Below are 21723 nucleotides of genomic sequence, written 5' to 3'. Positions count from 1 at the left end.
GCGGCGACTTACCCTATCCTCCGTGCCAGGACTGGAATGGTCCGACATTGTAGATGCCTCCTTGGACCGTCGCCATATCAACTTGTGGGGTATGACAGAACTTGCCAGTCGGATCCACCGCCGCGGTCGGTTCGATCGATGCCGGTTCAGTCGCCGGTAGTTCGCTCACTCGACAAGTTCCACCGCGTCGCCGATGTCGACGCCGTCAGCGGCCCCGGCGGGGAGTTCGACGATGGTGTCGGCGGTTCCCCACCCGAGACCGGTCCACCCCGAGAGTCGAGCGCGCTTCGTCACCTCTCCGTCGACCAGCCAGAGCGCGTCGATCGGAAACGGCACGAACAGCATGTGGAGGCTCCGTCGCTCCGCCTCGTTGAACCGGAAGACGAGTGCGTAGTCGTCGGGGACCGACCGTCGAAACATCAGTCCGCGGGCCTGTGCGAGAAACGTATCTGCGAACTCGACGCTAGTCGCGATAGGTCGCCGACCCTCGTGAACGAGTTGCACGACTCGGCGTCACGACGGAACCACAAAAGTATGTCAGATTCTCCGACGGTCGACTACCGCATCCCGGCCGCGAGCGCCCGCCGCCCGCCGCCGTCTTTCTGTTCGTAGACGGTGATTCGACCGTGACTCTCGACGACGACGGTGTAGCTGAGCGCCTCGAACGCGACCGAACCGCCGAGACCCGTCTCCTCGGTTCCGGCGAAGAGACTGTTCAGCGCGTCGGGGTTGATAGATTCGTGCATGAAGGGGTCGAGGTCGAGCGGATCGACTCCTTCGACGGCGGCGATAGCGTCGATGACGGCGAACGAGAGATCGGTCTCGCCGGGGTCGACGATGGCTTCGTGTCGTTGTCGGTAGCGGTCCGTGTCGTAGGAGTGCCCGGTGTGAGATGGTGAGTGGTCTTTCATGAGTATTTCGCGCCCGTACTGGCGTCTCCGACCAGCAAGTACTCTGGTTGTAATCCATCTTCCAACATCCGGGGGTTTCAAACTACCGTTTCATCCCCAGTATGTCTGCAGTTATTTTATATAGGATTTCGAACTCGAATAAGGCGGTTTCAGTGAGTGTCTTCGAATCTAGCCGATACTGTTGGACCGACATCGAACGTCGAGAGTACAAGTAACAGCGGGACGATACGCAGCGATATGGAGAAGACGCCGAAGGGGACGCCGGTCGGGGTGGACGACCCCTACGAGTTCGCCGGGCGATGCGACCACTTGACCGGCGACGGCCGCTGTCGCTACGCGCTTTCGCACGCGGGCAACGATCCCGAGTTCGCTCGCGAGCGCCGGGCCGACGACTACTGCTGTCTCGTCGGCGAGGCGGACTGCGAGTGGCGCGACTGCCCGCACTACCGCTCGACCATCGACGGCCGCGAGTGCGTCCGCTGCGGGTTGGCGGAGATTCGGATGGCTCACGAGTCGGACGCGCGTCCCCTGTTGGAGGAACACCACCTCTCGTACGGCGGCGGCGGTAGCAACGATGTTGACGGCGACGACGAAGGCGACTTGAGCCACGAGATTACGGTGTCGCTCTGTCGGTGGTGCCACGCCAAAGTTCACACTTCGTTCGCGCGCGTCGACGACGACGCGAATCCCGACACGGAGGCGCTGGCGGCGCGCGAGCAGCGCCGGAGCGAGGAACAGGCCGAGTTCGGCTTTCGGTCGGCGAGCGAGCGGTTCGACCGCACGACTGACGAACGTTCTTGACAGTCCGCGTTCTACACGAGTCATGCCGCACCTCGGCCACATCCACCTGAAGGTCAGAGAACTCGACCGCGCTATCGACTTCTATTCCTCGGTCTTGGGTCTCGACGTGACCGAACGCCACGCGAACTACGCGTTCCTCTCGTTCGGGTCACACCATCACGATTTGGCGCTACAAGCGCTGGGCGACGACGCCCCCGATCCCGGTCCGGGCGTCGGTCTCTACCACAGTGCGTGGGAGGTCGAGACGCCTGCGAAGTTGCGAGGGACGTACGAAGCGCTCGACGAGCGAGGCGTCTCGGTCGCACCGGTCGACCACGGCATCAGCAAGGCACTCTACTTCGACGACCCCGACGGCAACGGCGTCGAGGTGTATCTCGACACGCGCGAAGCGAACGACCAGTTGGAGTGGGACGGGAGAAACCGACGGTTCGATCCAACTGCGATCGGCGGTTCATCCCCGTGATTGGCCGTCCACCGCGTTCACCGTAACCGAGCGGCTCTCGGATTCGTCGATGCACGAACGTGCCCACTTCGACCCGACTCCGATTCGTTTTTAGGCTTGTCGGTCCAACCCCCGCCATGACCAGAGTCGTCGTCATCGACAACCACGGGCAGTTCACACATCTGGAGGGTCGCGCGTTGCGCGACGCGGGCGTCGACACGGAGATCGTCGACAACGACACCCCGCCGGAGGAGGTCGACGCCGACGGTGTCGTCCTCTCGGGCGGTCCGGACGCCGACCGCGTCGGGCGCTCGGCGGAGTATCTCGACCTCGATATCCCCGTTCTCGGCATCTGTCTCGGAATGCAGGTGATGGCGAGCGAACTCGGCGGCCGCGTCGACTCCGGTGACTACGGCGGGTACGCCGACGTAACCGTCGAGGTGCTCGACGACGACGACCCGCTCGTGGGGTCGCTCGCGCCCGAAACTCGGGTGTGGGCGAGCCACGCCGACGAGGTGAAGGAGCTCCCCGAGGGGTTCATTCACACCGCGACGAGCGACGTCTGCGGCATCGAGGCGATGAGCGACGCCGACCGCGACCTCTACGGCGTCCAGTGGCACCCGGAAGTCACCCACACCGAACGCGGGCAGGAAGTGTTCGAGAACTTCATCGCCCGCTGCGAGAACTGAACGGCCGGAACGACGGGAACGGCCGGGACGATGGGCCGTTCGGGACGTAATTCGCTGCCGGACTGACAGCGACGCGGACAGTCTGCGCGGAGAAACAAGTAGCGAGGTTTTAGGAGGCAGGCGCACAATCTCGTCGGCATGACAGCGACGCAGAGCAACCTCGCCGGGTTGTCGCGGTTCATCTTCCGTGCCCCGTCGTGGTACGCGAGCCTCGGGTTCGCTCTGCTCATCGCCGCCATCGCCGGCGTCGGGGCGTTCGACTCCGGCGTCAGGGACGGGACGTGGCGGGGCTTATTCTTCGTCGGCAAAGACGCCTGGGAGGGGATCTTCTTCGTCGGGATTCCGACCGTCGTCGCCAGCGTCGCGACCACCGGCGTCGACCGGTTTCTCGGCGGTCGACTGACGCCGAACCGGTCGTCGCTTCTGGCACTCGCCTGCGAGATAGTCCTCGTCGGACTCCTCACCGTCGGTGCCATCGTCGCCGTGTTCGCTTCACTCGACCAGCGGTTCGTCTACGACGTGCTCGTGGTCGCGCTCGCGTCCATCTTCGCGCTCCGACTGCTCGTCATCATGGCGGTGTCGCGCTCGTCGATTCTCGTCGCGTCGATTCCGGCGAGCATTCAGACGCTCGCCTCCGCCTTCCTGCTCTTCATCTACAGCGGGACGCTAAGCTATCTCGAAGTCGGCGGTCCGATCCTCGACGCGTACCTCATGCCGTACTTTTCGCGTTCGGCCCAAGCGCCAGACGTGGTGTCGGCGCTCGACCCGGACCACTTCGTCCTCCTCGGCGTCATGTGCGTCATCTACGCGATGAGCGTCTACGCGTTCCTCGAAGTCATCGACCGGCCGTGGCGCAACAGCCTCGGCGTCTCGGTACTCGATTTCATCCGAGGGTTCATCGGTCACATCGCCGAGGGCTCCCGCGAACTGGAGGATTTCTTCGAGCAACTCGGTCAGGAGGCCATCGTCCCCGTCACCGTCCTCGCGTTTCGCGACGCCGACGGCGACGAGAAAGCTCAGTTCGTCCTTCCGATGATTCACCCGGGACCGATGGGCGAGATTGGCGGCGGCAACTTCCCCGAGCGTGTCGCCCGCCGCGCGGAGGGACTCGCGTTCCCGCCGCACGCGACGGCCGGCCACGACTTCAACCTCGTTACCGAGCGGGAGGTCGACACCATCCTCGAAGCCGCCGAGAACGCTCACGAGCGAATCAACTACAGCGCCGAAGCTTCGAAGAGCGTCCGCGTAGACTCCGGCGAGGCGAAACTGATCGGGCAGCGCTTCGGCGATGACGCCCTCGTCGTCTCGACGTTCGCGCCGAACTTCGCCGACGACGTGGAGTACTCGGTCGGCCTCTCGGCGGCAACGGAGGCGCGCACCGCCGGACTCGACGACGTGCTGCTCGTCGACGCCCACAACAGCAACAACGGACTGGATGGACCGGACCTCGGCCACGTGACGCCCGGCAGTCGCCGATCGTTCGACATGATTCGGGGGGCCGGAGCGGTCGGACGAGCGCTCGCCGACACCGAGGGCGGACTGCTCCAACTCGGCATCGCGTCGGACCGAACCGACTGGACGCCCCGAGACGGTATCGGACCGCTCGGCATCCGCGTCGCCGTCTCGGAAGTCGACGACCAGAAGACGGCGTACGTCCTCGTCGACGGCAACAACATGGAACCGGGTCTGCGCGACGAAATCGTCTCGGACCTCTGCGAGGCGGTGGAGTCGGCGGTGGTCGAGGAACCGCCCGTCGTCGGCGCGACCCGCAGCGACGGCGGCCACGCATGCGACGCGGGCGCCGAGCGAGTCGCCGACGGCGGCGCGTTCGTCGACAACGCCGAGGTGATGACCACCGACACGCACATCGTCAACACGGTGAAGGCGGACAACCAGGTCGGCGCGGCCATCGACCACGACGAACTCCGGTCGTTGATTCGCCGCCTCGTCTCGGAGGCCGTCGCCGACTGCGAACCCGTCGAGTCGGGAATGGCCGTGGAACACGCCGAAGTGACCGTCTTCGGCAACGACCGCACGGAGACGCTCGCCAGCCACGCCAACGTTGCCGTCTCGATGGGCGGGGCGTTCGCCGCGGCCATCGCCTGCGCGACGATACTCGTGAGCGTCCTCATCTTCTTCCTCGCCTGAGACTGCGGTCGGCGTCGCGACGGTCGCCGCCGCGGGCGCTCACCGGACGATGGCGTAGCGCCACGTGTCGTAGTCGACGGAGTACCGAGCCATCGCCGCGAGACGTCCGGCGGTCGGCAACGGGTCCGACCGGTCGATGATGTCGTAGTGGGCACCGTCGTTCCACACGGGGAAGAACTCCCGAACCGCGGCCCCGTCGCGCCGACTGAGCAGATTCAACACGTCGCCCGGAAGCAGAAACCGACACTTGACGCCGTCGGGATACGTTGTCACGGGGTCGAGGTTCTCGCCGAGCGCACACTGTACGAGCAGCCACGGGAACTCGACGCCGCATCTGTACGGCAGATGCAGCGACCCCCAGAATCGGGGGTTCACCTCCAGCAGTTTCGGCGTGTCCGTTCGCGGGTCGTTCTTGAACTCCACCATCGCGACGCCCCGCCAGTTGACGTCGTCGAGCAGCGCCTCGCCCGCCTCGAACAGTCGCTCGTCGTGGATACTCTCGCGGAGTGTCGACGGACCGCCGCTCGGTGGAAACTCCCGAAGTCGTCGGTAGGCGAACCGCGCCTTTATCTCGCCGTCCCAGCGGAGAAACGCCGCGCCCACCCCGTTTCCGTCGCGCGGAATCTGCTCCTGGACGATGGGCACGTCGTACTTCCGGAAGGCGTCGCGGTAGGCGCTTGTAAACGCCTCCGGACGCTCGACGTACTGCAACCCCTTTGACCCGGCCTCCGCGCGGGGTTTGATGACGACCGGAAAAGCGAGTTCCTGCACCGACTCGCAGGCCTCGTTGACGTTCTCGGGGTATATCGTTCGCGGGTGCGCAACGCCCAGCCGTTCGGCCTGTCTCATCACGGAATCCTTGCGCACGAGTCGGTCGAACTTCTCCGCTCCGGGGACCGGGACGATCGCGTGCTCGGCCAGCTGCTCTCGCGACTGGCTCACCAGTCGCGTCGATTCGTAACCCACCGGCAGCAACACGTCGACATCGTTGTCGCGCAGGTAGTCGACGAGCGTCCCGACGAAAGCAGCCGGACGGTTCTGCGGGTCCGGATAAACGACGCGTTCGTCGACATGTTTCGAGGCAAAGCTGGTCGCGAACCGGGTCGACTCGCCGCAGACGACGCGGACGCCACGGCGACCGAGCGACCGAACGACGGCGAGCGAGCTACGACTCCCTGCGTCCGTGACGAACACAGTCGTCATCGTCGCTACCTCCTCTTGTGGCAGTGTTCTGAATCGAATACCAACGGTGACCGTCGACGGTATCGGTTTCGCGCGTCCGATTATTTTCGGTCTCGGGTACTAACCGCGCTTTCGTCTGCGGCCGACTCGTACATTCCATCGGTACGGCACTTTCCGCATGGAGACGTTTAACCGGTGTGCTGGTGTATGGATTCGGCGATTCCAGCCTGTACGGCCCGGTACTTCGTTCGGCGATCTTCCGAGCGCTGTGACTGCTTACCAGTCAGAAGAAGGAGAGATGTGGCAGACGCTCGACGACTGCCAGCGACGGTGCTACCCGTCGGCCCGCGCTCACTGGCCGAGTCGAAGCGTCCGCGTCCGAATCTCGCCGCAACTCGGACAGACGTGCCGGTAGAGCACCTGCGAACCGGTCGTCCGCGCGGTCCACCGTCCGTCGTCGTCCTCGTACCCGCACTGGGGGCATCGCAGGTCGATCCGTTCGTAGTGTGACCGCAGTCTGTCTAACGCCGTCGTTCCGCTCCGTCGACCACCGGTGGCCATATGCTAACTATTACCACTGTATCCGCTTAGCTGTTCGCCTTCGAAGAGGTACACGGAAAGAAACGAGAGTCGGTTACTCGCCGGACGACTCGGTCGCGGCAAACAGGTCGTCGACGGCGTCGCGCGCGGCCAGCGCCGCCTCGTCGGCGACGGCTTCCGGGTCCGCGTCGTCGTCGGGCGCGTTCAGGTACACGTCGACGTCCAACACGCCGTCCTCGAATGTGACCGTCACGTCCATGTCGCGCACCTCGGACTGCTTGTAGTGCGCGAAGATGACGCCTTCGGCGGCGTCTGCGGCGGTCTCGACGACTTCGTCGTCGCTCGGTTCGGCGTCGGCGTTCATCTACGCGCCGCCTGCGCCGGGACCGCCCATCCCGCCGGGACCGCCCGCGCCGCCGCCCTGCAGCATCTGCTGGAGTTCTGACTGCAGACTCTCGAACTCGTCCTGCACGCGCTCTTCCTGCTTCGAGAGCTGTTCGACGCGGATCTCGAGGCTCTCGACGCGGTCTTCGAGTTGCTCGCGGGCCTCGTCGTACTCGGTCTCGACGAGCAGTTCGCCGACTTCGCGGTACATCGTCGCGTCCTCGTTGATGTCGTCGAGCGCTTCGAGCGCCGTCTTCGACTCCGAGAGCGTGCTCTCGGACTGCTGTTTCTGCGCGCCGACGCGCTGTGCAGTCTCCTGCAGGTCCTGTAGTTCTTCGAGTTTCTCCTGCGCTTCCGGTGGCAGACTTCCTTGCATAGTCGGTCCGATGCGCGCCGGACTGAAAAAGCCCCGTATTTAGTCTCCCTAACCGGCGGTCCGCTTCCGAAGTCGTCGTCCGAGTACCAACCCCGCTACAGCACCGGTGACGAACCCTCGGACGAATCGCTGTCGTCCAGTGGTCGGGACGAACCGTACGTCCTCGGCCGTGATTTCGACGACGCCCAGGGGTGTCACCGTCGCACCCCCACCGAATCCACCGCCTTCGCCCGCACGTTCGCTCTCCGTGTCGTTGTCGATTTCGCCGCTTCCGAATCCGCCGCCGAAGCCGTATCTGAGGTGCGCCACTGGGACCGTCGTTCGCCCCTCCGCGACGATGGGGTCGCCGTACACCGCATCGACGGTCGCTTTCTCTCGGAGCTGTTCGACGAGCGACCGGATTGTCTGAACGCTGCTGATTGCTCCCATGCCACACGGTACGCCACCACCGTGAATAACGGTTCCAGTGATTTGGTGACAGAGCGGGGCGAAAACAGGATATCTCCGAGCGGCGGATTCGTTACAGCGACGACACGCGCTCGGCGACGGCGACCATTCGCGTCCACGAGTTGATGCCCGCGCGAAGCGCGACGAGGTCCGAGGCTTCGACTCGAACCTCCACGGTGTCTCCGTCTCTCGCAACGTTCGCCCGCGACCGCTCGTCGTCGATTTCGCCGACTTCGACGCGGACGCTCCGCTCGACGACGCGGGCGCGTCGCTCGTCGGAGTATGAAAAGCGGAGAGCGCTCAGATGCGACACTACCCGTCGGTCACTGCACGTCGATCTCTTTCACGACGCGGGCGCGTTCTTTCAGTAGCACGCGGTGACCGCAGTACGGACAGCGGACGCCCCCGTACTCGTCGAGTTCGACGTCGCGCTTACAGCGGGAGCATTTGTAACTCATAGTTGGGTGGGATTACTCGTCTTCGTCGAGCGCCGCGCGGATGGAGCGTCGGACCGAGCGTCCGCCGGGCGTCTCTGGGCGGTACGCGCCGCCGGTGAACTTCTCGCCCGTCTCCTCGTTGAGCCAGATGCCCGTGCCGAGGCGCTTGACGGAGTCTCCGTCGACGCTGGCGTTTCGCATCTCTGATTCGATGTCGGAGACCCGCTTGCGAGCGACGCGACCGTAGCGCGCGCCGAAGCGGCCCGAGCTACCGGTCTGTCGTGCCTTGTTGTCGGCCATAGTGCTGCCAACTATCCCGAGCGGACAGATAAAGCCTGCGAGTCTACGCTCCATTCGACCGAGATACCACGGAGTGATAACTCGCGACCCTCTATATAAAACCATGGCTGTGAAAGCGCCACAGTTTGGAGTATGTGGAGTCGGTTTCTACCCGCGCTGGGGCTTCCCCGGGTGCTCACCTCAACCATGTCAAATGACCGCACGTTCGGACGCCAGAGCGACCATCCGGCACACGCACCGTCTACGACCGTCGACCGCGCGCGCTTAGACGAAGCGTTCGACGCGCTGTCGAACCGACGCCGACGCGACGTGCTGTACTATCTCCACCAGGTGAACGGGCGGGAAATCGACGTGTACGACATCGCCGACACGATGACCGCGTGGGAGGTCGAGTGTCAGGAGAACGTCGAACCCGATCACTTCCGGAGCCTGTTGGTGTCGCTCCGACACGTCCACCTGCCGAAACTGGACGACATCGGCGCGCTCTCGTACGACGAGGACCGCGACACCGTAGAACAGACCGACAGCCCGATACTCCACGACTGGGTCGACCTCGCGGCCGTCGAAGAGCTGACGTAACGGTCGGCCACCCCTCGCGTTCGAGTCGAGCAGCCCGGATGACCGTCTGGCGCATCTCTCTCCGCCGGACGATACTTTTTAGCGAGTCGCAGAGAATTCGTCGACCGAACGGGACCGACGACAGATGCTCATCGCCGAACTCACCCTTTCGACGTCGATTCTCGAGACGGCGTTGGCGAACGCGCCGACGGTGACGGTCGAACTGGACCAACAGTACACGCGGCAGTCCGGAACGGTCCTGCTCCAGATTCGAGCCACCGGCGACGATCTCGACAGGTTCGACGCGGCGCTCGACGACGACCCGACCGTCGCGGACGCGACGGTGCTCGACGAAAGCGACGACTGGCGACAGTACCGCCTCACGCTCAGCCCCGAGGGGAGCGACGCCTCGACGTACTACATCCGTACGGAGCTCGACGCGGTGATGCTCGCCGCGGAAGCCGACGCCGACGGGTGGTTGCTCCGGATGCAGTTTCCCGACCGCGCGTCGGTTTCGGCGTACCGCCAGCGCTGCGTCGACACCGGTCTCTCGTTTCGACTCCACCGCCTCTACCACGAGTCGAACGCCGGCGGAACGCAGTACGGACTCACCGACGCTCAGTACGACGTCTTGACTCGGGCCGTCGACGCGGGGTACTTCGAGGTTCCACGCCGGTGCTCGCTGGCGGAGATCGGCGACGAGTTAGGTATCTCCGGACAGGCGGCGTCGGAGCGCCTCCGGCGCGGACTGCAGACGCTGTTGCGGCGCACGCTGTCGGAGCAGGAGATAGGGTGGCGCTCGCCGGCGGACCGGCAGCGGCTGGACCGAGAGAAGTCGGACGGGACCGCCGACTGATACACTCCCCTCCATCTCATTCCCGCCGATATCTCCCCCGCCTGTCGAACCGTTTCGATTCAGTCCATCGGTCGGAGCTCCGCGTCGACGAGCGCCTCGTTCAAATCGTCGCGGACGCGTTCGCCCGTCTCGCGGTCCATCGCCGTCGTCACCACGCGGTTCTCCTGAACGCTCGACCCGTCGCGCAGCAACAGGCGGACGTTGCCGTTGTCGTCGGAACGGGTCACTTTCGCCCGCAGACTCGTCCGCGACCCCTTCCCCCCGGCGTCGATGGGGCCAGGCACGATCTTCTTGACGTGCGGGTGGCCGGCGACGACGCCGATGGCTCTCCGCCCCTTGCGTCCGCCGATGACCGTCGTGTGCGACCCTCCGAGTTTCTCGCCCGGCGACGCCTCGACCACTTCGAGCGTTCGCTCGCCGCGGCTCTCCAACACGGCTTGCACGGGGTCGTCGTCGCGGACGCGGTAGAACTCGTAGTGGAGTTGGGCGCGCGTCTCGCGGATGACGTCGCGCTCGCCCGCCGCGTATACGGTTTCGGGCCGTTTGCGGCGGATCTCGTCGGCGAGTCGCCCGGCGAAGTTCCGGAGTTCGACGACGCCCGACTCCTCGCCCGTCTCGGGGACCGTCGTCACCGTCGTCTCGCCGATAACGGTTTCCTCGTCGAGAAACGTGAGCGTCGCCCGGTCGCGGGAACAGTCGAGGACGACGGCGTCGCAGGTTCCGGTGCGGCAGGTCAGACAGTAGTCTCCGGGTTTCTCCAACGGCGTGCCGCACCGGCCGCAGTGCATATCGCATCTGCTCGGCGACGACCTATAACTTCGTTCGTTTCGAGGCGTCAGAGAAGCCAGTCGAACGCCTCGCGTACTGCTTCACGTCCGCCGGACTCCAGCACCGACCCGTGTCCGACGACGACCCGGTCGAACTCCCATCCGAGCATCCGCCGAACCGATTGGCGCGCTGCCGCCTCGTTCACGACCGTTATCCGGAAGTCCGGCGGCACCGACAGGCGGTCGTACATCCCGGCGAGACGGGCGACCGCTCGCGTCGCGAACGGCGCTTCGGCGGTGACGTGATAGCAGATATCACCGATAATCAGCGTTCGACTCGGGCGGTGGTAGAATTCGATCTCCGAGAGCCACCGGTGGCCGAGAAACGCCGTCTGGTCGAGGTCGGCGCTCCACCGTGGGTCGGGCGCCCCGCCGAGCAAGCCGTCGAAATCGAGGTCCGTCCGCCGGTGGTCGAGTCCCGGCGCGGCCAACAACTCGGCGCGTGGGTACGCCTCGCGGTACTGTTCCATGTACAGGTGCCCGTGGAGTTTGCTCGCAGGGACGACGAAGCGCACGTCGCCGAGTTCGGCCAACGCTCGCCGGAGGTCAGGCGTCAGTTCTGCCGGAGAGTGGATCAGCAATCCACCGCCCGAGAGGCGGACGACGACCATCACCCGGCCGATTTCGACGCCGAAGAAGCGCAGCGGTTCGCGGTAGGTCCAGAGACCGGTGTCGAGGCGTTCGAGGAGTTCTTCGGAGGTGGCCATAGCGACGAGACGAGGGCGGAGAAGAAGCCAGTTCGCTGTCGATCGGATCCCGCGGCGTCGGTTCGCGCGACGCCGTTGACTACAGGTCCAGCGGTTCAGACTTCAGATACTCGCGCATCACCGCCGTCGCGTACGATCCCGACGGGAGCGAGAACTCGAACTCCAGCGGACTCTCCTCGACCTCCATCCGCGTCCGAACCAGAATTGCGCGACGGGTCCCCGTCGACTCGAAGTTTCCGGGGAGGTCGAAGTCGCCCGGTTCGAGGTTCAACTCCGACAGAATCTCGCGCTCTATCCCGCCGGGTTCGCCGTCGCCTAACTCAGTCTCTGTCCCAACGAGCGGCGCGGTGACGAACGCTCGACCGCGTTCGCAGTGTTTGCCCACGATGTCGACACGGCGACCCGTCACCGCCTGCAGGCGGTCGGTGTCGGGGCGGAACAGGTCCTCGGGCGCGTCGCGGTCGACGAAGCAGGCCACGTCGCCCTCGACGGGTCTGTCGAACGGCAGCCCGCGACGGAGACGTTCGGAGAGGATGCGATTGAAGACGTACGACTGCGCGGCGTTGACGAACAGGCGCTGGAGGTTCGACGGGACAGCTTCGAGTGCGTGTCGCCAGTCTTCTTCGGACTCCGCGCCGTCCTCGTCGAGTCGGTGGAGCATCGAGCGCTCGTAGCGGAGGTAGCCGGGCATCCAGTCAAGCGCGCGGTGCCAGTCGGGGTCGGCGCGCTCGGCCTCGGCGTCAACGACGGCGCGGGCCTCCCGCGTCTCCTCGGGTTCGTTCTCGTGGGGGTTGCCGACGTACGAGAGGACGGCCTCGCGCCACTCACCGCGGACGACGTGGAGGCCGACGACGTGTGTGACGGGGCGGCGACTGCCGAAGCGCTGCTGGCCGAAGTAGTTCGGAACGCCGACGACCGGCGCGTCCTCGGCGTCGTCGCTCTCGATACCGCCGAACTCGCGCAACTGCTCGGTGATCTCCTCGGCGCGCTCCGGACGCTCGACGTCGCGGACGCGGATGCCGAACGCGTTGCCCGCGAGGTCGCCGAAGGAGATGTCGCGGCCTGCGCGGCCGACGACCTCCACGTCGGCGTCGCGCACGTCCGGCAGGTCGGCGGGGTCGCCGCCGCGAACCGTGAACAGCTGGGTTGTGACGGCGTGTTTGTCCTTCGTCCCGGCCCATGAGATGCGCTCGCGACTGACGCCCAGCGCGTCCGAGAGACGCGCCGCGAAGTCGTTGGTGTCCCACCCGCGCAGCGTCGCGCGGACGACGAGGTTCGCGTACGCACCAGGGTCGGAATCGACGGGTGCGGCATCGAACGCCTCCAGTTCGCGGACCCGGAAATCCTCGGGGTCGACCCGGAGTTCGCCGCCGATGCCGTCGGCGTCGCTCACGTAGTACTCCATGCCGACCTCGCGCTCGATGGGGTGGGCCTCGCGCATCAGCGTTTTCCCCTCACTTCGGTCATGACACGCGGTTCCGGCGGCGCGGGTAAAAGCGCTGTAGTTCGTCGGCCGCAACGGGCAAACCGCTAGCGACCGTCCGTTTGCTCATGACCGACTCCTCGACTGCCTCCGACGCCGGCTCGGAGACCGACCAGACGCGGGAACTGCCGTTCGACTCGGCCGTCGTCGACCGTGTCGCCGGCGCGGAGGGCGTCGAAACGAGCGACCTGACCGACGCGCTCGCCGTCCTCGATGCCGAACTGCTCGGCAAGCACTCCGAGTTCGAAAGCGAGTACGACTACGTCACCGCCGACGGACGGCGCGCCTACCTCGTCGACGAGGCGGCTTGGGAGTCGTTCGCCGACTCGTTCGACTTCGAGAACGACCTCCGTTCGGCCGCCCGCCACGCTCACGACGAGCAGGCGCGACTGCTGTACGACTCGTTAGTCGAGAGCGCTGAACTGGTGGAAAACGCTGTCGGCGTGGTCGTCGGCGTCGACACCGCAGAGGAAATGCTGTAGGCTAGTACAGCGAGAGGTCGCCCGTCACCTTGTCGACGAGGTTGTCCTGCCCGGGACCGACCGCCAGCGCCGTCACCGTCCCCGGCTCTAGCTGGGTGTGCCCGGCGTCGCGGACGATGGCGTTCGGCAGTCCCTCGCGCTCGGCGAGGTCGGCGAGGCGGAACAGTTCCTTCTCGCCGCGGGCTTTCACGACGACTTTCTTCTGGCCCTCGCCTTTCCACTTCTTTCGGGTTCGCGAGTCGGCGTCCTCGTACGCCGACAGCGACGCGTGGGCGACCTGCGCGGCGAGTTTTCCGCGGCCCATCCCGATGTCGGTCCGGGCGACGATGACCTGCTTCATACCCACCTCTCTCCGTCGCCGCGGTAAATCTCTGTTCACTCAGCCGAATCGGCGTCTCGGCCGCCCGTTACTCGGTTTGCTCGCTCTCGTCCGGCTCGCTTTCGCTCCGGTCGCCCCCCGAGCGCGACCCGCCCTCGCGCGCGACGGCGGGGTCCGAACCCATCGACACCGGGGCCGACACCCACGGCGTCAGCGGCTCGCCGCGGACGAGTTCGGCCAACACGAGGCGGACGACCTGGACGACGAGGACGGTCACGAGCGGGAGGAGGAAGAAGCCGTACCAGCCGAACAGCATCGGCCCAAGCAGGTAGGCGAACAGCAACAGCCCCATGCCGAGTCGCTGCCCGGAGAGGTACGGCTGGAGGAACGCCTGTGGCAGGAGATCGAGGACGAGCACGCAGGCGACTAGAAGCACCGCCGGGAACCACAGCGAGACGGCGTTCGTCCGAACTGCCTGTACGGCGAGATACAGCACCAGCGGAACGTACACTATCTTCCCGACTACGACGGGGACGATGCTCGCAGCACCGGTCAGCACTGCGAGCACGAGCGGCATCGGAATCGACAGCGACGGCGGCGCGAGGAGGCTCGCCCCGTAGTAGACGACGGCGGCGACGACCGACATAACGACGACGAAGGCGAGGTTCCCGAAGTAGACGCTCTGGAGGTCGCGGTCCACGGCGGTCGCGTACGCGTGCGCCGTCGACCCCTCACCGCCGAGAACCGACTCGAAGATAGCCGCCAGTCGGTCGTCGAACCGGAGGAGGTAGTACGCCAGCGTCAGCGACAGCCCAACGAGCAACAACCCCTTGGTGAGCGCCGCTAACGCGTTCGCGCCGAGGCGAAACGCCGTCCGCAACACGTCGCGGTACTGCCGGAGCGCCTCGGTCGGGTTTCGCAACTGTCGGGCGAGTTGTTGCACCTGTACGTCCGGGAGCGGTCCGAAGCCGAGCCACTGGCCGAGAATCTGCCGATAGCGCTGCGCGCCGCCCGCGCCGACGAACAGGTCGATCGAGTGAACGAACTGAAACCCGGCGTAACCGACGAGCAGCAGCACGGGGAGGAAGATACCCAGTAGCGTCGTCGCGGCGGCGACCCAACTCGACCCGACCACCCGCTCTAGCCGCCGGTGGAGCGGTCGCGTCCCGTAGTACGCGGCGACGCCGAGGACGACCATGCCGACGAACGAGTAGAGCACGTACCCGACGACGCCGGCGAGAGCGAGGACGAACAGCCACCATCCGACTCGGTTTCGCTCGAGTGGCACATCGCGGCCGAACAAATCCATCACCGTGTGTCCCTTCGCCGGCCCCGAGTTGCTTCTGCATTACGTAGCAAGGTCGCTGCCGTGGTCGTTGTAGTCGCCGCGCTCGTTGCGCTCGCGACGGTAGTCCTGTTTCTCGCGTGGAGTGTAGACGTATCCGACAAGATTTATTCTACAGCGCCGAGTCGCCGTGACCGATGCCCCGCACGCCTCTCCTCCACCCGGACGAGTACTTCCGAGAGCGCACGCCCGGACTCGGGTTCGGCCGCGCGCTGGCGGTCGCGCTCGTCGTCGCACTGTTGACGACTGCCGCCATCGGCTTCGTCGGATGGCAGTTCAGCGAGGCGCTGGACACAACGGTAACCGTCGAGAACGAGAACCGGCCTCCCGATTGGGTCTGCGAACAGAACGGCGACGACTGGCCCGGTTGCGACGAACCGGCGACGCGAGAGATGAACCTCGGCGACGAACTCTGGGACCGGTTCGCCGGTCTCCTCCCCCTCGTGTTTCTGCTCTCGCTTCTCGGGTGGGTCGCCGTCGGCGTGCTCTTGCACCTCCTCTCCCGCGGCGGCGACAGAGGGACGTTCGGCGACACGCTGGCGGTCGCGGCGTGGGGCGGCGTGCCGATGCTCGTCCAGTCGGTCGTCGGCGTCGTCGGAGCGATGCGCGTCATCCGCGAGACGTCGTTCTCGCAAAATCCCCAGACGCTCGTTCAGCAGTTGCAGGGGTTGCAGTCGTTTCTCGACTGGCCCGTCGCGACGGCGCTCGGTCTGATCGTCACCGGATGGCAACTGTTCGTCTGGCGCGCCGGTCTCGAACACGCGCGCGGACTCGACTCCGACGTGGCGCTTCTCGTCGCGGGGTTCGTCGCGTTCGTCACGTTCGTACTGGGACTCGTGGGCTGACCGGCGACCCGGTCGAACCGGACCGGTCGAATCGCTCCGAGTCGACCGGGAGGTTTTACGTGTTGGCACGCGGCCACCCCAGTATGATACTCTCGGACGTAGACCTTCTCGAACGGTTGGAGGCCGGTGACCTCGTCGTCGACCCGCTCGACGACCTCGACATGCAGGTACAACCGGCGAGCATCGACCTCCGACTCGGCGAGGAGTTCCTGGAGTTCCAGCGGACGAACATCTCCTGTATCCACCCCAACAAAGCGGAAGAAATCGGCCAGTACGTCACCGAGACCCACGTCGACGAGGGCGACGAGTTCATTCTCCACCCCGGCGACTTCGTGCTCGGAACCACCAAAGAGCGAGTCGAGATTCCGCCGGATCTCATCGCCACCGTCGAAGGCAGGTCGTCGCTCGGCCGCCTCGCCATCGTCATCCACGCCACAGCGGGAATCGTCGACCCCGGCTACGAGGGCCAGATTACGCTCGAACTGTCGAACCTCGGCACCGCACCGGTCGCGCTCACGCCGGGGATGCGCGTCTCCCAACTCATCTTCACCGAACTGAAGACGCGAGCGAAGCGACCGTACGGCGTCGAGCGCGGGTCGAAGTACCAGAACCAGCGCGGTCCGCAGGCGTCGCGGTTGGGCGACGACCCCGAGTTCCACGGATGAAGTTCGTCGAGGAAGTTGTCGTCGAGGAGTTCCTCCCGACGTTTCGATCGATGCTCGCGGCGGAACTCCGCGACCGGGAGTTCACCCAGCAGGAGGTCGCCGAGGCGCTCGGCGTCAGCCAGAGTGCCGTCTCGAAGTACGCCCACGGTCGGGTCGCCCGCAACGAGGTCGTCGAGGCCGACGAACGCATCCGCGAACTCGTCGGGCGCGTCGCCGAGGGACTGGCGACGGGCGAGATGAGCCAGTTACAGGCGCTCGTCGAAGCCGAGGTGCTCATCCGCCACCTCGAAGACGGCGACCTGCTGGCGGAGCTCCACGAGGAGGCGATGCCCGAACTCGCTGAGTTCGAGGGCGGCTTCGACGTTCACGACCCCGATAGCGCACTCAGAGCCACCGAGCGCGTGCTCTCGTCGGTTCGACGCGGCCTGCGGACGCTGACGAACGCCAGCGGCTTCGCCGGACTCATCCCGCACGTCGGCTCGAACCTCGCCGAGTGCCTGCCCGACGCCGAGGAGATAGAGGACGTCGCCGCCGTCCCCGGTCGCATCTTCGACGTGAAGGGTCGCGCCACCGTCGCAGGCGACCCCGAGTTCGGCGCGAGCGGCCACGTCGCGTCCGTCCTCCTCTCGGCCCGGAAGGTGGGCGCGCCGGTCCGCGCCGCGGTCAACGTCCGCTACGACCCCGACATCGTCGCGTCGCTCGAAGAAGCTGGCTACCAGACCGTCGAGTTCGACCCCGACGCGCCGACCGACGCCGTCGCCGCCGCGCTCGACGGACTGGACCTCGACGAGACGTTCGTGCTCTACCAGTCGGGGAGCTACGGCATCGAACCCATCACGTACGTGCTCGGCCCGGACGCGCCCGCCGTCGCCGACGTCGTCCGCGAGTTACTGTGATGAGCGACCACGGAACGAACAGTAAATCGGGCGCCGCGAACGCTCAGGAGTTCTATACCCGCTGGGCGCGACTGTACGACGCGCTGGCGACGTACGGACCGGGCGTCGCGACGCTCCGCGAGCGCACCGCCGCGGCGCTCGACCCGCGGCCGGGCGACACCGTCGTCGAGATGGGCTGCGGGACGGGCGCGAACTTCGCGTTCCTCCGCGAACGAGTCGGCTCTTCGGGTACCGTCGTCGGCGTCGACTTCTCGCCGGGGATGCTCGCCGTCGCCCGCGACAGGGTCGCCCGCGAGGGATGGGAGAACGTCCACGTCGTTCGTGCGGACGCGGCTACCCCACCAATCAGAGATTCGGACGCAATCGTCGCCTCGTTCGTCTCCGGGATGCTCGCCGACCCCGCGGCCGTCGTCAACGAGTGGTCCGAGCTCGTCGGGCCGGGCGGCCGCCTCGCGCTACTAGATTTAGCACGGAGTACGCGCCCCGCGTGCCGCCCGCTGAACGCGCTGTTTCACGGCCTCGTCTTCGCGGGGATGCCGTCGAAGCGCCCTGCCGACCTCAGCGCGGCGACGGACGTGCTCGACCGGCGAGTCGTCGCCGCACAGCGGGCACTTCGCGAACGGTGTGCGGATGCGTCGTACTCGACGCACGCGCTCGGATTCGCCCGTCTCGGTGCGGGGACGGTCGACTGAGACGGAGACACCGACGAAACTGCCTGTAAACCCTTATGTGCGGCCGTGGCAGAGACACAGTCGGAAATGAGCGACCTCCCCGACGAGTTCAAGTGCACTATCACCAACTGGGAGTACATCTACGGTCTCTGCCGGGACGTGAGCGACGACGTCAAGGAGTCGGCGTTCGAACCGGACGTGGTCGTCGCGCTCGCCCGTGGCGGCTGGTTCGCGGGTCGGTGTCTCTGCGACTTCCTCGGGTTGGACGACCTGACGAGCCTGAAGATGGAACACTACGTCGGCACCGCCCAGAAGTCGGGCGAACCCGAGGTCCGCTACCCGATGCCGGAGGGCAGTGTCGAGGGCAAGAACGTGCTCATCATCGACGACATCGCCGACACCGGCGGCTCCATCAAGCGCGCCGACGAGTACGTCCGAGAACGCAACGCCGACGAAGTCCGAACCGCGACGCTACAACTGCTGCAGACGAGCGAGTTCGAACCCGACTACGTCGGCGAGCGCCTCGGAGAGTGGGCGTGGATCGTCTACCCGTGGAACTTCATCGAGGACATGGTCGACCTCATCTCGGGCGTGATGGTGAAAGCCGACGAGGAGACGTTCGAACTCGAAGACGTTCGCCACTACCTCGACGAGTTCCACGAGGTCGACCCCATCTGCATGGAGATCGCCCAACCGGACCGCCTCCATGAAGTGATGGCCGAGATGGAGCGCCGGGAGTTCGTCGAGACCACCGGGTCGGGCGCGTGGCGACTCATCGACAACGAAGGCGTCGGCGCGTAGCGGGAGCGTCCTGACCCCACGCAAGTCGCCGCATCCGAAACGCTTGGTATCGCCGCGCGGGTGGCTTCGAGCGTGTCACTGGTCTCTATCTTCGCCACCGCGATACTGCCGATTCTCGCGCTGGCGGGCATCGGCTTTCTACTCGGGCGGACCCAAGAGGTCGACCCCGGGCCGTTGAACACGATCACCCTCTACGTGCTCGCGCCGGCGCTCGTCTTCCACAGTCTCGCGACGACGACGCTCGGCGGCGGGACGCTCGTCCGGGTCGCGCTGGGCGTCGCCGCCTACACCGTCGCGATGATTCTCGTCTCCGAGGGAATCGGTCGACTGCTCGGCGAACCCGAACCGATTCTGAGCGCGCTCGTCCTCGTCAGCGCGTTCCCCAACTCCGGCAACTACGGCGTCCCGCTCTCGGAGTTCGCGTTCGGCGCGACTGGACGCAGTACGGCGGTGCTCTACCTCGCGGTGCAGGGCGTGCTCATCTACACCATCGGCGTCTACATCGCCTCCCGAAGCGGCGGGTCGGCGGGTCTCGACGGGTTCAAACGTGCGCTCCGCATCCCGCTCGTCTACGCCGTCGTCGCCGCCATCGCCGCGCGGTGGCTCGGCGTCGTCCCGCCTGCCGACGGCGCGGCGATGGAAACGCTGCAGCTCGTCGGCGACTCCTCGATTCCGGTGATGCTGCTCATCCTCGGTATCCAGCTGGCCAACACCGACTACGGCTCCGCGCTCTCGCGCGTCGGCGTCGCCAGCGCGCTCAAGATGGTCGTCGCCCCCGTCGTCGGTCTCGGCGTCGCGTTCGCGCTCGGCTTCACCGACCCCACCGTCGCCCGCGTGTTCGTCCTCGAATGTGCAATGCCCGCCGCCATCACGCCGCTCATCCTCGTCATCGAGTTCTCCGAAGGTGCGACAATCGGCGGTCTCTCGGCGGCGGAGTACGTCAGCGCCGTCGTCTTCGCGACGACGCTCGTCAGCATCCCCATGCTGACGCTGCTGATTGCGGTGTTAGAATCGGGGGTAGTCATCTGACGGACGCGGCGGTCCTTCGTACATTCGCGCCCCGCGCAGCGAATCTCTATCGCCTCAGAAGTCGTACACGAATATTGGTGACAAATATGGCAACCACCGAACCGATGACACAGATGGAGACGCAGTTCCGACGCGTGGCCGATGAGGCGTGGAGCGAGGGAGAGTACGACGTGCTGGACGAGATGCTCGCCGACGAGTTCGTCGCGACGCACTACCAACTCGAACGGTCGTTCCGCGGCGTCGACGAGTACCGAGCGCTCATCGAGACGTATCGCGAGGCGATGCCGGACATCACTATCCACATCGACGAACTCGTCGTCAGTGACGACTGCGTCACCTGCCGATACCGCGTCACGGGTACGCACGAGGGGACGCTTCGCGTCCGAGGTATGGAAATTCCGCCGACCGGAAAGTCGGTGGAGACGCCCGGCATCGTCATCTCCCGGTACGACGGCGACCGGTGCGTCGAGGAGTTCAACAGTCCGCACGCGCTCGGGATGATGGAACAACTCGGCGTGATTTCCGGCGGGTCGACCACGACGGACGAGGCGAGCGCGTAACATCGCGTGACGCTCGTCGGTGCACGGCCTCAGTTCTGGCCGGGGTCCCGCGAGGGCAGGAGCCCCGAGGCCATCAGCCGGCGCGTGAGAACCACGAGTCCGTTGTCGAACCCGCGTCCGAAGACGGCGTGTTCCTCGACCTTGTTCGGGTCGAGGGAGCTCATCAGAATCGTGTTTCGGTCCACGAGGAGGATGCGCTCGATGCTGACGTCGTCGTTGGTATCGGTGGCTTCGGACTCGTGGAGCCATTTGAGTTCGGAGACGAATACGTTGATCTCGGCCACCCGCTCCTGTAGCCGTTCCCGGATGTCCTCGGAGACGGTTCCGACGAGCACCGGAACTCCTCGGTCCGTCGCATCATTCAGACTCTCGACGAGCGCGTCGGTCAGCATCTCCTCGGACCCGACGATCAGCACGACCTCGCTGGTCGCGTTTTCGATAAGGTTGTTCGTTCGGGCTGCGATAGTGTTCGTCCCGGACAGTCCCCAGACCTCGTGGGAGGTCGAGTCGTCCTCGTCCAGTTCGACCGGCTCGATGTTCTCCAACATCGTCGAGAGCTGGTCGACGCGGTTCTCGTACTGTTGGCGCAGCGTCTCGGTCGCCTCTCCGAGCGAGACGGCCCGAAACTGCTGCGGGCTGGTGTGTTGAATCTCTACCAACCCTTTCGCCTCCAGCACTCGAATCGCGTCGTACACCCTCGTCCGGGGCGTGTCCGCGATGTCGCTTATCTGCTTGGCCGTCCCTTTCGGAAGTCGAGAGAGCGCCACGAAACATTTCGCCTCATATTCTTTCAAACCAAGCTGTTGGAGCAATCCGACCGCTTGCTGCTGTGTATTTTCTGAACTCATGGTCCCCACCATCGTCTCCGAGTGGATTCGAAGACGGTCGTTCTTCCTTTTTTCAGCCAGCCGCAAAGGCGTTTGTATTACGCGGGCCGCTTTTTGGGTGATTCGCGTGCAAGTTATCGCTAGAGATTCACTCAGTTAATCACACAAAGCACATATCGGTCGGTCCCATAATCG

General features: G+C 65.7%; 30 protein-coding genes. 14 read left to right on the top strand and 16 right to left on the bottom strand.

Annotated elements, in window-relative coordinates:
* Positions 1–165 precede the first annotated feature (165 nt).
* Both LAQ58_RS11630 and LAQ58_RS11625 read right to left on the bottom strand, forming a co-directional pair.
* Positions 166–504, bottom strand: coding sequence for a DUF192 domain-containing protein (locus tag LAQ58_RS11630; protein WP_224447628.1), 339 nt, complete (start codon positions 502–504; stop codon positions 166–168).
* Positions 505–557: 53 nt separating this feature from the next.
* Positions 558–911, bottom strand: a complete 354-nt coding sequence (locus tag LAQ58_RS11625; protein WP_224447627.1) for a HalOD1 output domain-containing protein — start codon at positions 909–911, stop codon at positions 558–560.
* A 237-nt stretch (positions 912–1148) separates the two neighbouring features.
* On the opposite strand from LAQ58_RS11625, the gene LAQ58_RS11620 reads away from it, so the two are divergent.
* From LAQ58_RS11620 to LAQ58_RS11605, 4 genes are all read left to right on the top strand, one after another.
* Positions 1149–1712 carry a DUF7097 family protein gene (locus LAQ58_RS11620; protein ID WP_224447626.1) on the top strand — a complete coding sequence of 188 codons (564 nt, stop codon included), beginning with the start codon at positions 1149–1151 and terminating at the stop codon, positions 1710–1712.
* 22 nt (positions 1713–1734) lie between these two features.
* The gene (locus tag LAQ58_RS11615) at positions 1735–2175 is read left to right on the top strand and encodes a VOC family protein (RefSeq protein WP_224447625.1); all 441 of its coding nucleotides are present in this window, start codon (positions 1735–1737) and stop codon (positions 2173–2175) included.
* A 116-nt stretch (positions 2176–2291) separates the two neighbouring features.
* Entirely contained in the window at positions 2292–2843 is a 552-nt protein-coding gene (locus LAQ58_RS11610) for a GMP synthase subunit A (RefSeq protein WP_224447624.1), read from the top strand.
* Positions 2844–2981: 138 nt separating this feature from the next.
* On the top strand, positions 2982–4991 hold the full coding sequence (locus LAQ58_RS11605) for a DUF2070 family protein (protein WP_224447623.1): 2010 nt from the start codon (positions 2982–2984) through the stop codon (positions 4989–4991).
* Positions 4992–5030: 39 nt separating this feature from the next.
* Here the strand turns inward: LAQ58_RS11605 and LAQ58_RS11600 are convergent, their stop codons facing one another.
* The 8 genes from LAQ58_RS11600 to LAQ58_RS11565 all read right to left on the bottom strand — a co-directional run bounded on the left by LAQ58_RS11600 (position 5031) and on the right by LAQ58_RS11565 (position 8657).
* Positions 5031–6194, bottom strand: coding sequence for a carboxylate--amine ligase (locus LAQ58_RS11600; RefSeq protein ID WP_224447622.1), 1164 nt, complete (start codon positions 6192–6194; stop codon positions 5031–5033).
* Between the two features lie 330 nt (positions 6195–6524).
* On the bottom strand, positions 6525–6734 hold the full coding sequence (locus LAQ58_RS11595) for an HVO_0649 family zinc finger protein (protein ID WP_224447621.1): 210 nt from the start codon (positions 6732–6734) through the stop codon (positions 6525–6527).
* A 73-nt stretch (positions 6735–6807) separates the two neighbouring features.
* Complete coding sequence (locus tag LAQ58_RS11590; protein ID WP_224447620.1) at positions 6808–7077, bottom strand: DUF3194 domain-containing protein; 270 nt, start codon at positions 7075–7077, stop codon at positions 6808–6810.
* The gene (locus LAQ58_RS11585) at positions 7078–7473 is read right to left on the bottom strand and encodes a prefoldin subunit beta (RefSeq protein ID WP_224447619.1); all 396 of its coding nucleotides are present in this window, start codon (positions 7471–7473) and stop codon (positions 7078–7080) included.
* Between the two features lie 48 nt (positions 7474–7521).
* Positions 7522–7902 (bottom strand): spore germination protein GerW family protein, encoded by a 381-nt coding sequence (locus tag LAQ58_RS11580; RefSeq protein WP_224447618.1) that lies wholly within the window; start codon positions 7900–7902, stop codon positions 7522–7524.
* Between the two features lie 91 nt (positions 7903–7993).
* Positions 7994–8233, bottom strand: coding sequence for a KEOPS complex subunit Pcc1 (locus LAQ58_RS11575; protein ID WP_224447617.1), 240 nt, complete (start codon positions 8231–8233; stop codon positions 7994–7996).
* A 10-nt stretch (positions 8234–8243) separates the two neighbouring features.
* Entirely contained in the window at positions 8244–8378 is a 135-nt protein-coding gene (locus LAQ58_RS11570; RefSeq protein ID WP_224447616.1) for a DNA-directed RNA polymerase subunit P, read from the bottom strand.
* A 12-nt stretch (positions 8379–8390) separates the two neighbouring features.
* A complete protein-coding gene (locus tag LAQ58_RS11565) occupies positions 8391–8657 on the bottom strand; it encodes an eL43 family ribosomal protein (protein ID WP_224447615.1) in 267 nt (88 codons plus the stop codon).
* A gap of 186 nt (positions 8658–8843) precedes the next feature.
* Here LAQ58_RS11565 and LAQ58_RS11560 point away from each other — a divergent pair, with 186 nt between their 5' ends.
* Both LAQ58_RS11560 and LAQ58_RS11555 read left to right on the top strand, forming a co-directional pair.
* Positions 8844–9236, top strand: a complete 393-nt coding sequence (locus LAQ58_RS11560; RefSeq protein ID WP_224447614.1) for a DUF7344 domain-containing protein — start codon at positions 8844–8846, stop codon at positions 9234–9236.
* A 124-nt stretch (positions 9237–9360) separates the two neighbouring features.
* Positions 9361–10071 carry a helix-turn-helix domain-containing protein gene (locus LAQ58_RS11555; protein WP_224447613.1) on the top strand — a complete coding sequence of 237 codons (711 nt, stop codon included), beginning with the start codon at positions 9361–9363 and terminating at the stop codon, positions 10069–10071.
* A gap of 59 nt (positions 10072–10130) precedes the next feature.
* Here LAQ58_RS11555 and LAQ58_RS11550 read toward each other — a convergent pair whose 3' ends face one another.
* The 3 genes from LAQ58_RS11550 to truD all read right to left on the bottom strand — a co-directional run bounded on the left by LAQ58_RS11550 (position 10131) and on the right by truD (position 13046).
* Positions 10131–10859 carry a DUF2103 domain-containing protein gene (locus LAQ58_RS11550; protein ID WP_224447612.1) on the bottom strand — a complete coding sequence of 243 codons (729 nt, stop codon included), beginning with the start codon at positions 10857–10859 and terminating at the stop codon, positions 10131–10133.
* A 47-nt stretch (positions 10860–10906) separates the two neighbouring features.
* Positions 10907–11605, bottom strand: a complete 699-nt coding sequence (locus LAQ58_RS11545; protein ID WP_224447611.1) for a DUF4336 domain-containing protein — start codon at positions 11603–11605, stop codon at positions 10907–10909.
* Between the two features lie 79 nt (positions 11606–11684).
* Complete coding sequence (gene truD / locus LAQ58_RS11540) at positions 11685–13046, bottom strand: tRNA pseudouridine(13) synthase TruD (RefSeq protein WP_224447610.1); 1362 nt, start codon at positions 13044–13046, stop codon at positions 11685–11687.
* A 110-nt stretch (positions 13047–13156) separates the two neighbouring features.
* Here truD and LAQ58_RS11535 point away from each other — a divergent pair, with 110 nt between their 5' ends.
* On the top strand, positions 13157–13570 hold the full coding sequence (locus LAQ58_RS11535; protein WP_224447609.1) for a DUF8048 family protein: 414 nt from the start codon (positions 13157–13159) through the stop codon (positions 13568–13570).
* Position 13571: 1 nt separating this feature from the next.
* Here LAQ58_RS11535 and pth2 read toward each other — a convergent pair whose 3' ends face one another.
* The gene (gene pth2, locus LAQ58_RS11530) at positions 13572–13910 is read right to left on the bottom strand and encodes a peptidyl-tRNA hydrolase Pth2 (RefSeq protein WP_224332597.1); all 339 of its coding nucleotides are present in this window, start codon (positions 13908–13910) and stop codon (positions 13572–13574) included.
* 67 nt (positions 13911–13977) lie between these two features.
* On the bottom strand, positions 13978–15177 hold the full coding sequence (locus LAQ58_RS11525; protein WP_224447608.1) for an AI-2E family transporter: 1200 nt from the start codon (positions 15175–15177) through the stop codon (positions 13978–13980).
* 194 nt (positions 15178–15371) lie between these two features.
* Here LAQ58_RS11525 and LAQ58_RS11520 point away from each other — a divergent pair, with 194 nt between their 5' ends.
* From LAQ58_RS11520 to LAQ58_RS11490, 7 genes are all read left to right on the top strand, one after another.
* Entirely contained in the window at positions 15372–16079 is a 708-nt protein-coding gene (locus LAQ58_RS11520; RefSeq protein WP_224447607.1) for a Yip1 family protein, read from the top strand.
* An 83-nt stretch (positions 16080–16162) separates the two neighbouring features.
* A complete protein-coding gene (dcd, locus tag LAQ58_RS11515) occupies positions 16163–16744 on the top strand; it encodes a dCTP deaminase (protein WP_224447606.1) in 582 nt (193 codons plus the stop codon).
* Positions 16741–17640, top strand: coding sequence for a thiamine-phosphate synthase family protein (locus LAQ58_RS11510; RefSeq protein ID WP_224447605.1), 900 nt, complete (start codon positions 16741–16743; stop codon positions 17638–17640). Before dcd ends, LAQ58_RS11510 begins: the two co-directional genes overlap by 4 nt.
* Positions 17640–18332 (top strand): class I SAM-dependent methyltransferase, encoded by a 693-nt coding sequence (locus tag LAQ58_RS11505; RefSeq protein ID WP_224447604.1) that lies wholly within the window; start codon positions 17640–17642, stop codon positions 18330–18332. The genes LAQ58_RS11510 and LAQ58_RS11505 overlap by 1 nt, the downstream gene beginning before the upstream one ends.
* A gap of 66 nt (positions 18333–18398) precedes the next feature.
* Entirely contained in the window at positions 18399–19112 is a 714-nt protein-coding gene (locus LAQ58_RS11500; protein ID WP_224447603.1) for a phosphoribosyltransferase, read from the top strand.
* Between the two features lie 72 nt (positions 19113–19184).
* Positions 19185–20141, top strand: a complete 957-nt coding sequence (locus LAQ58_RS11495; protein ID WP_224447602.1) for an AEC family transporter — start codon at positions 19185–19187, stop codon at positions 20139–20141.
* Positions 20142–20227: 86 nt separating this feature from the next.
* The gene (locus tag LAQ58_RS11490) at positions 20228–20701 is read left to right on the top strand and encodes an ester cyclase (protein ID WP_224447601.1); all 474 of its coding nucleotides are present in this window, start codon (positions 20228–20230) and stop codon (positions 20699–20701) included.
* A gap of 29 nt (positions 20702–20730) precedes the next feature.
* Here the strand turns inward: LAQ58_RS11490 and LAQ58_RS11485 are convergent, their stop codons facing one another.
* A complete protein-coding gene (locus LAQ58_RS11485; protein ID WP_224447600.1) occupies positions 20731–21549 on the bottom strand; it encodes a TrmB family transcriptional regulator in 819 nt (272 codons plus the stop codon).
* Between the last annotated feature and the right edge of the window lie 174 nt (positions 21550–21723).

The organism is Haloprofundus salilacus, from assembly GCF_020150815.1.
Taxonomy (GTDB): Archaea; Halobacteriota; Halobacteria; order Halobacteriales; family Haloferacaceae; genus Haloprofundus; species Haloprofundus salilacus.
This window is presented reverse-complemented; position numbering and strand designations above follow the sequence as displayed.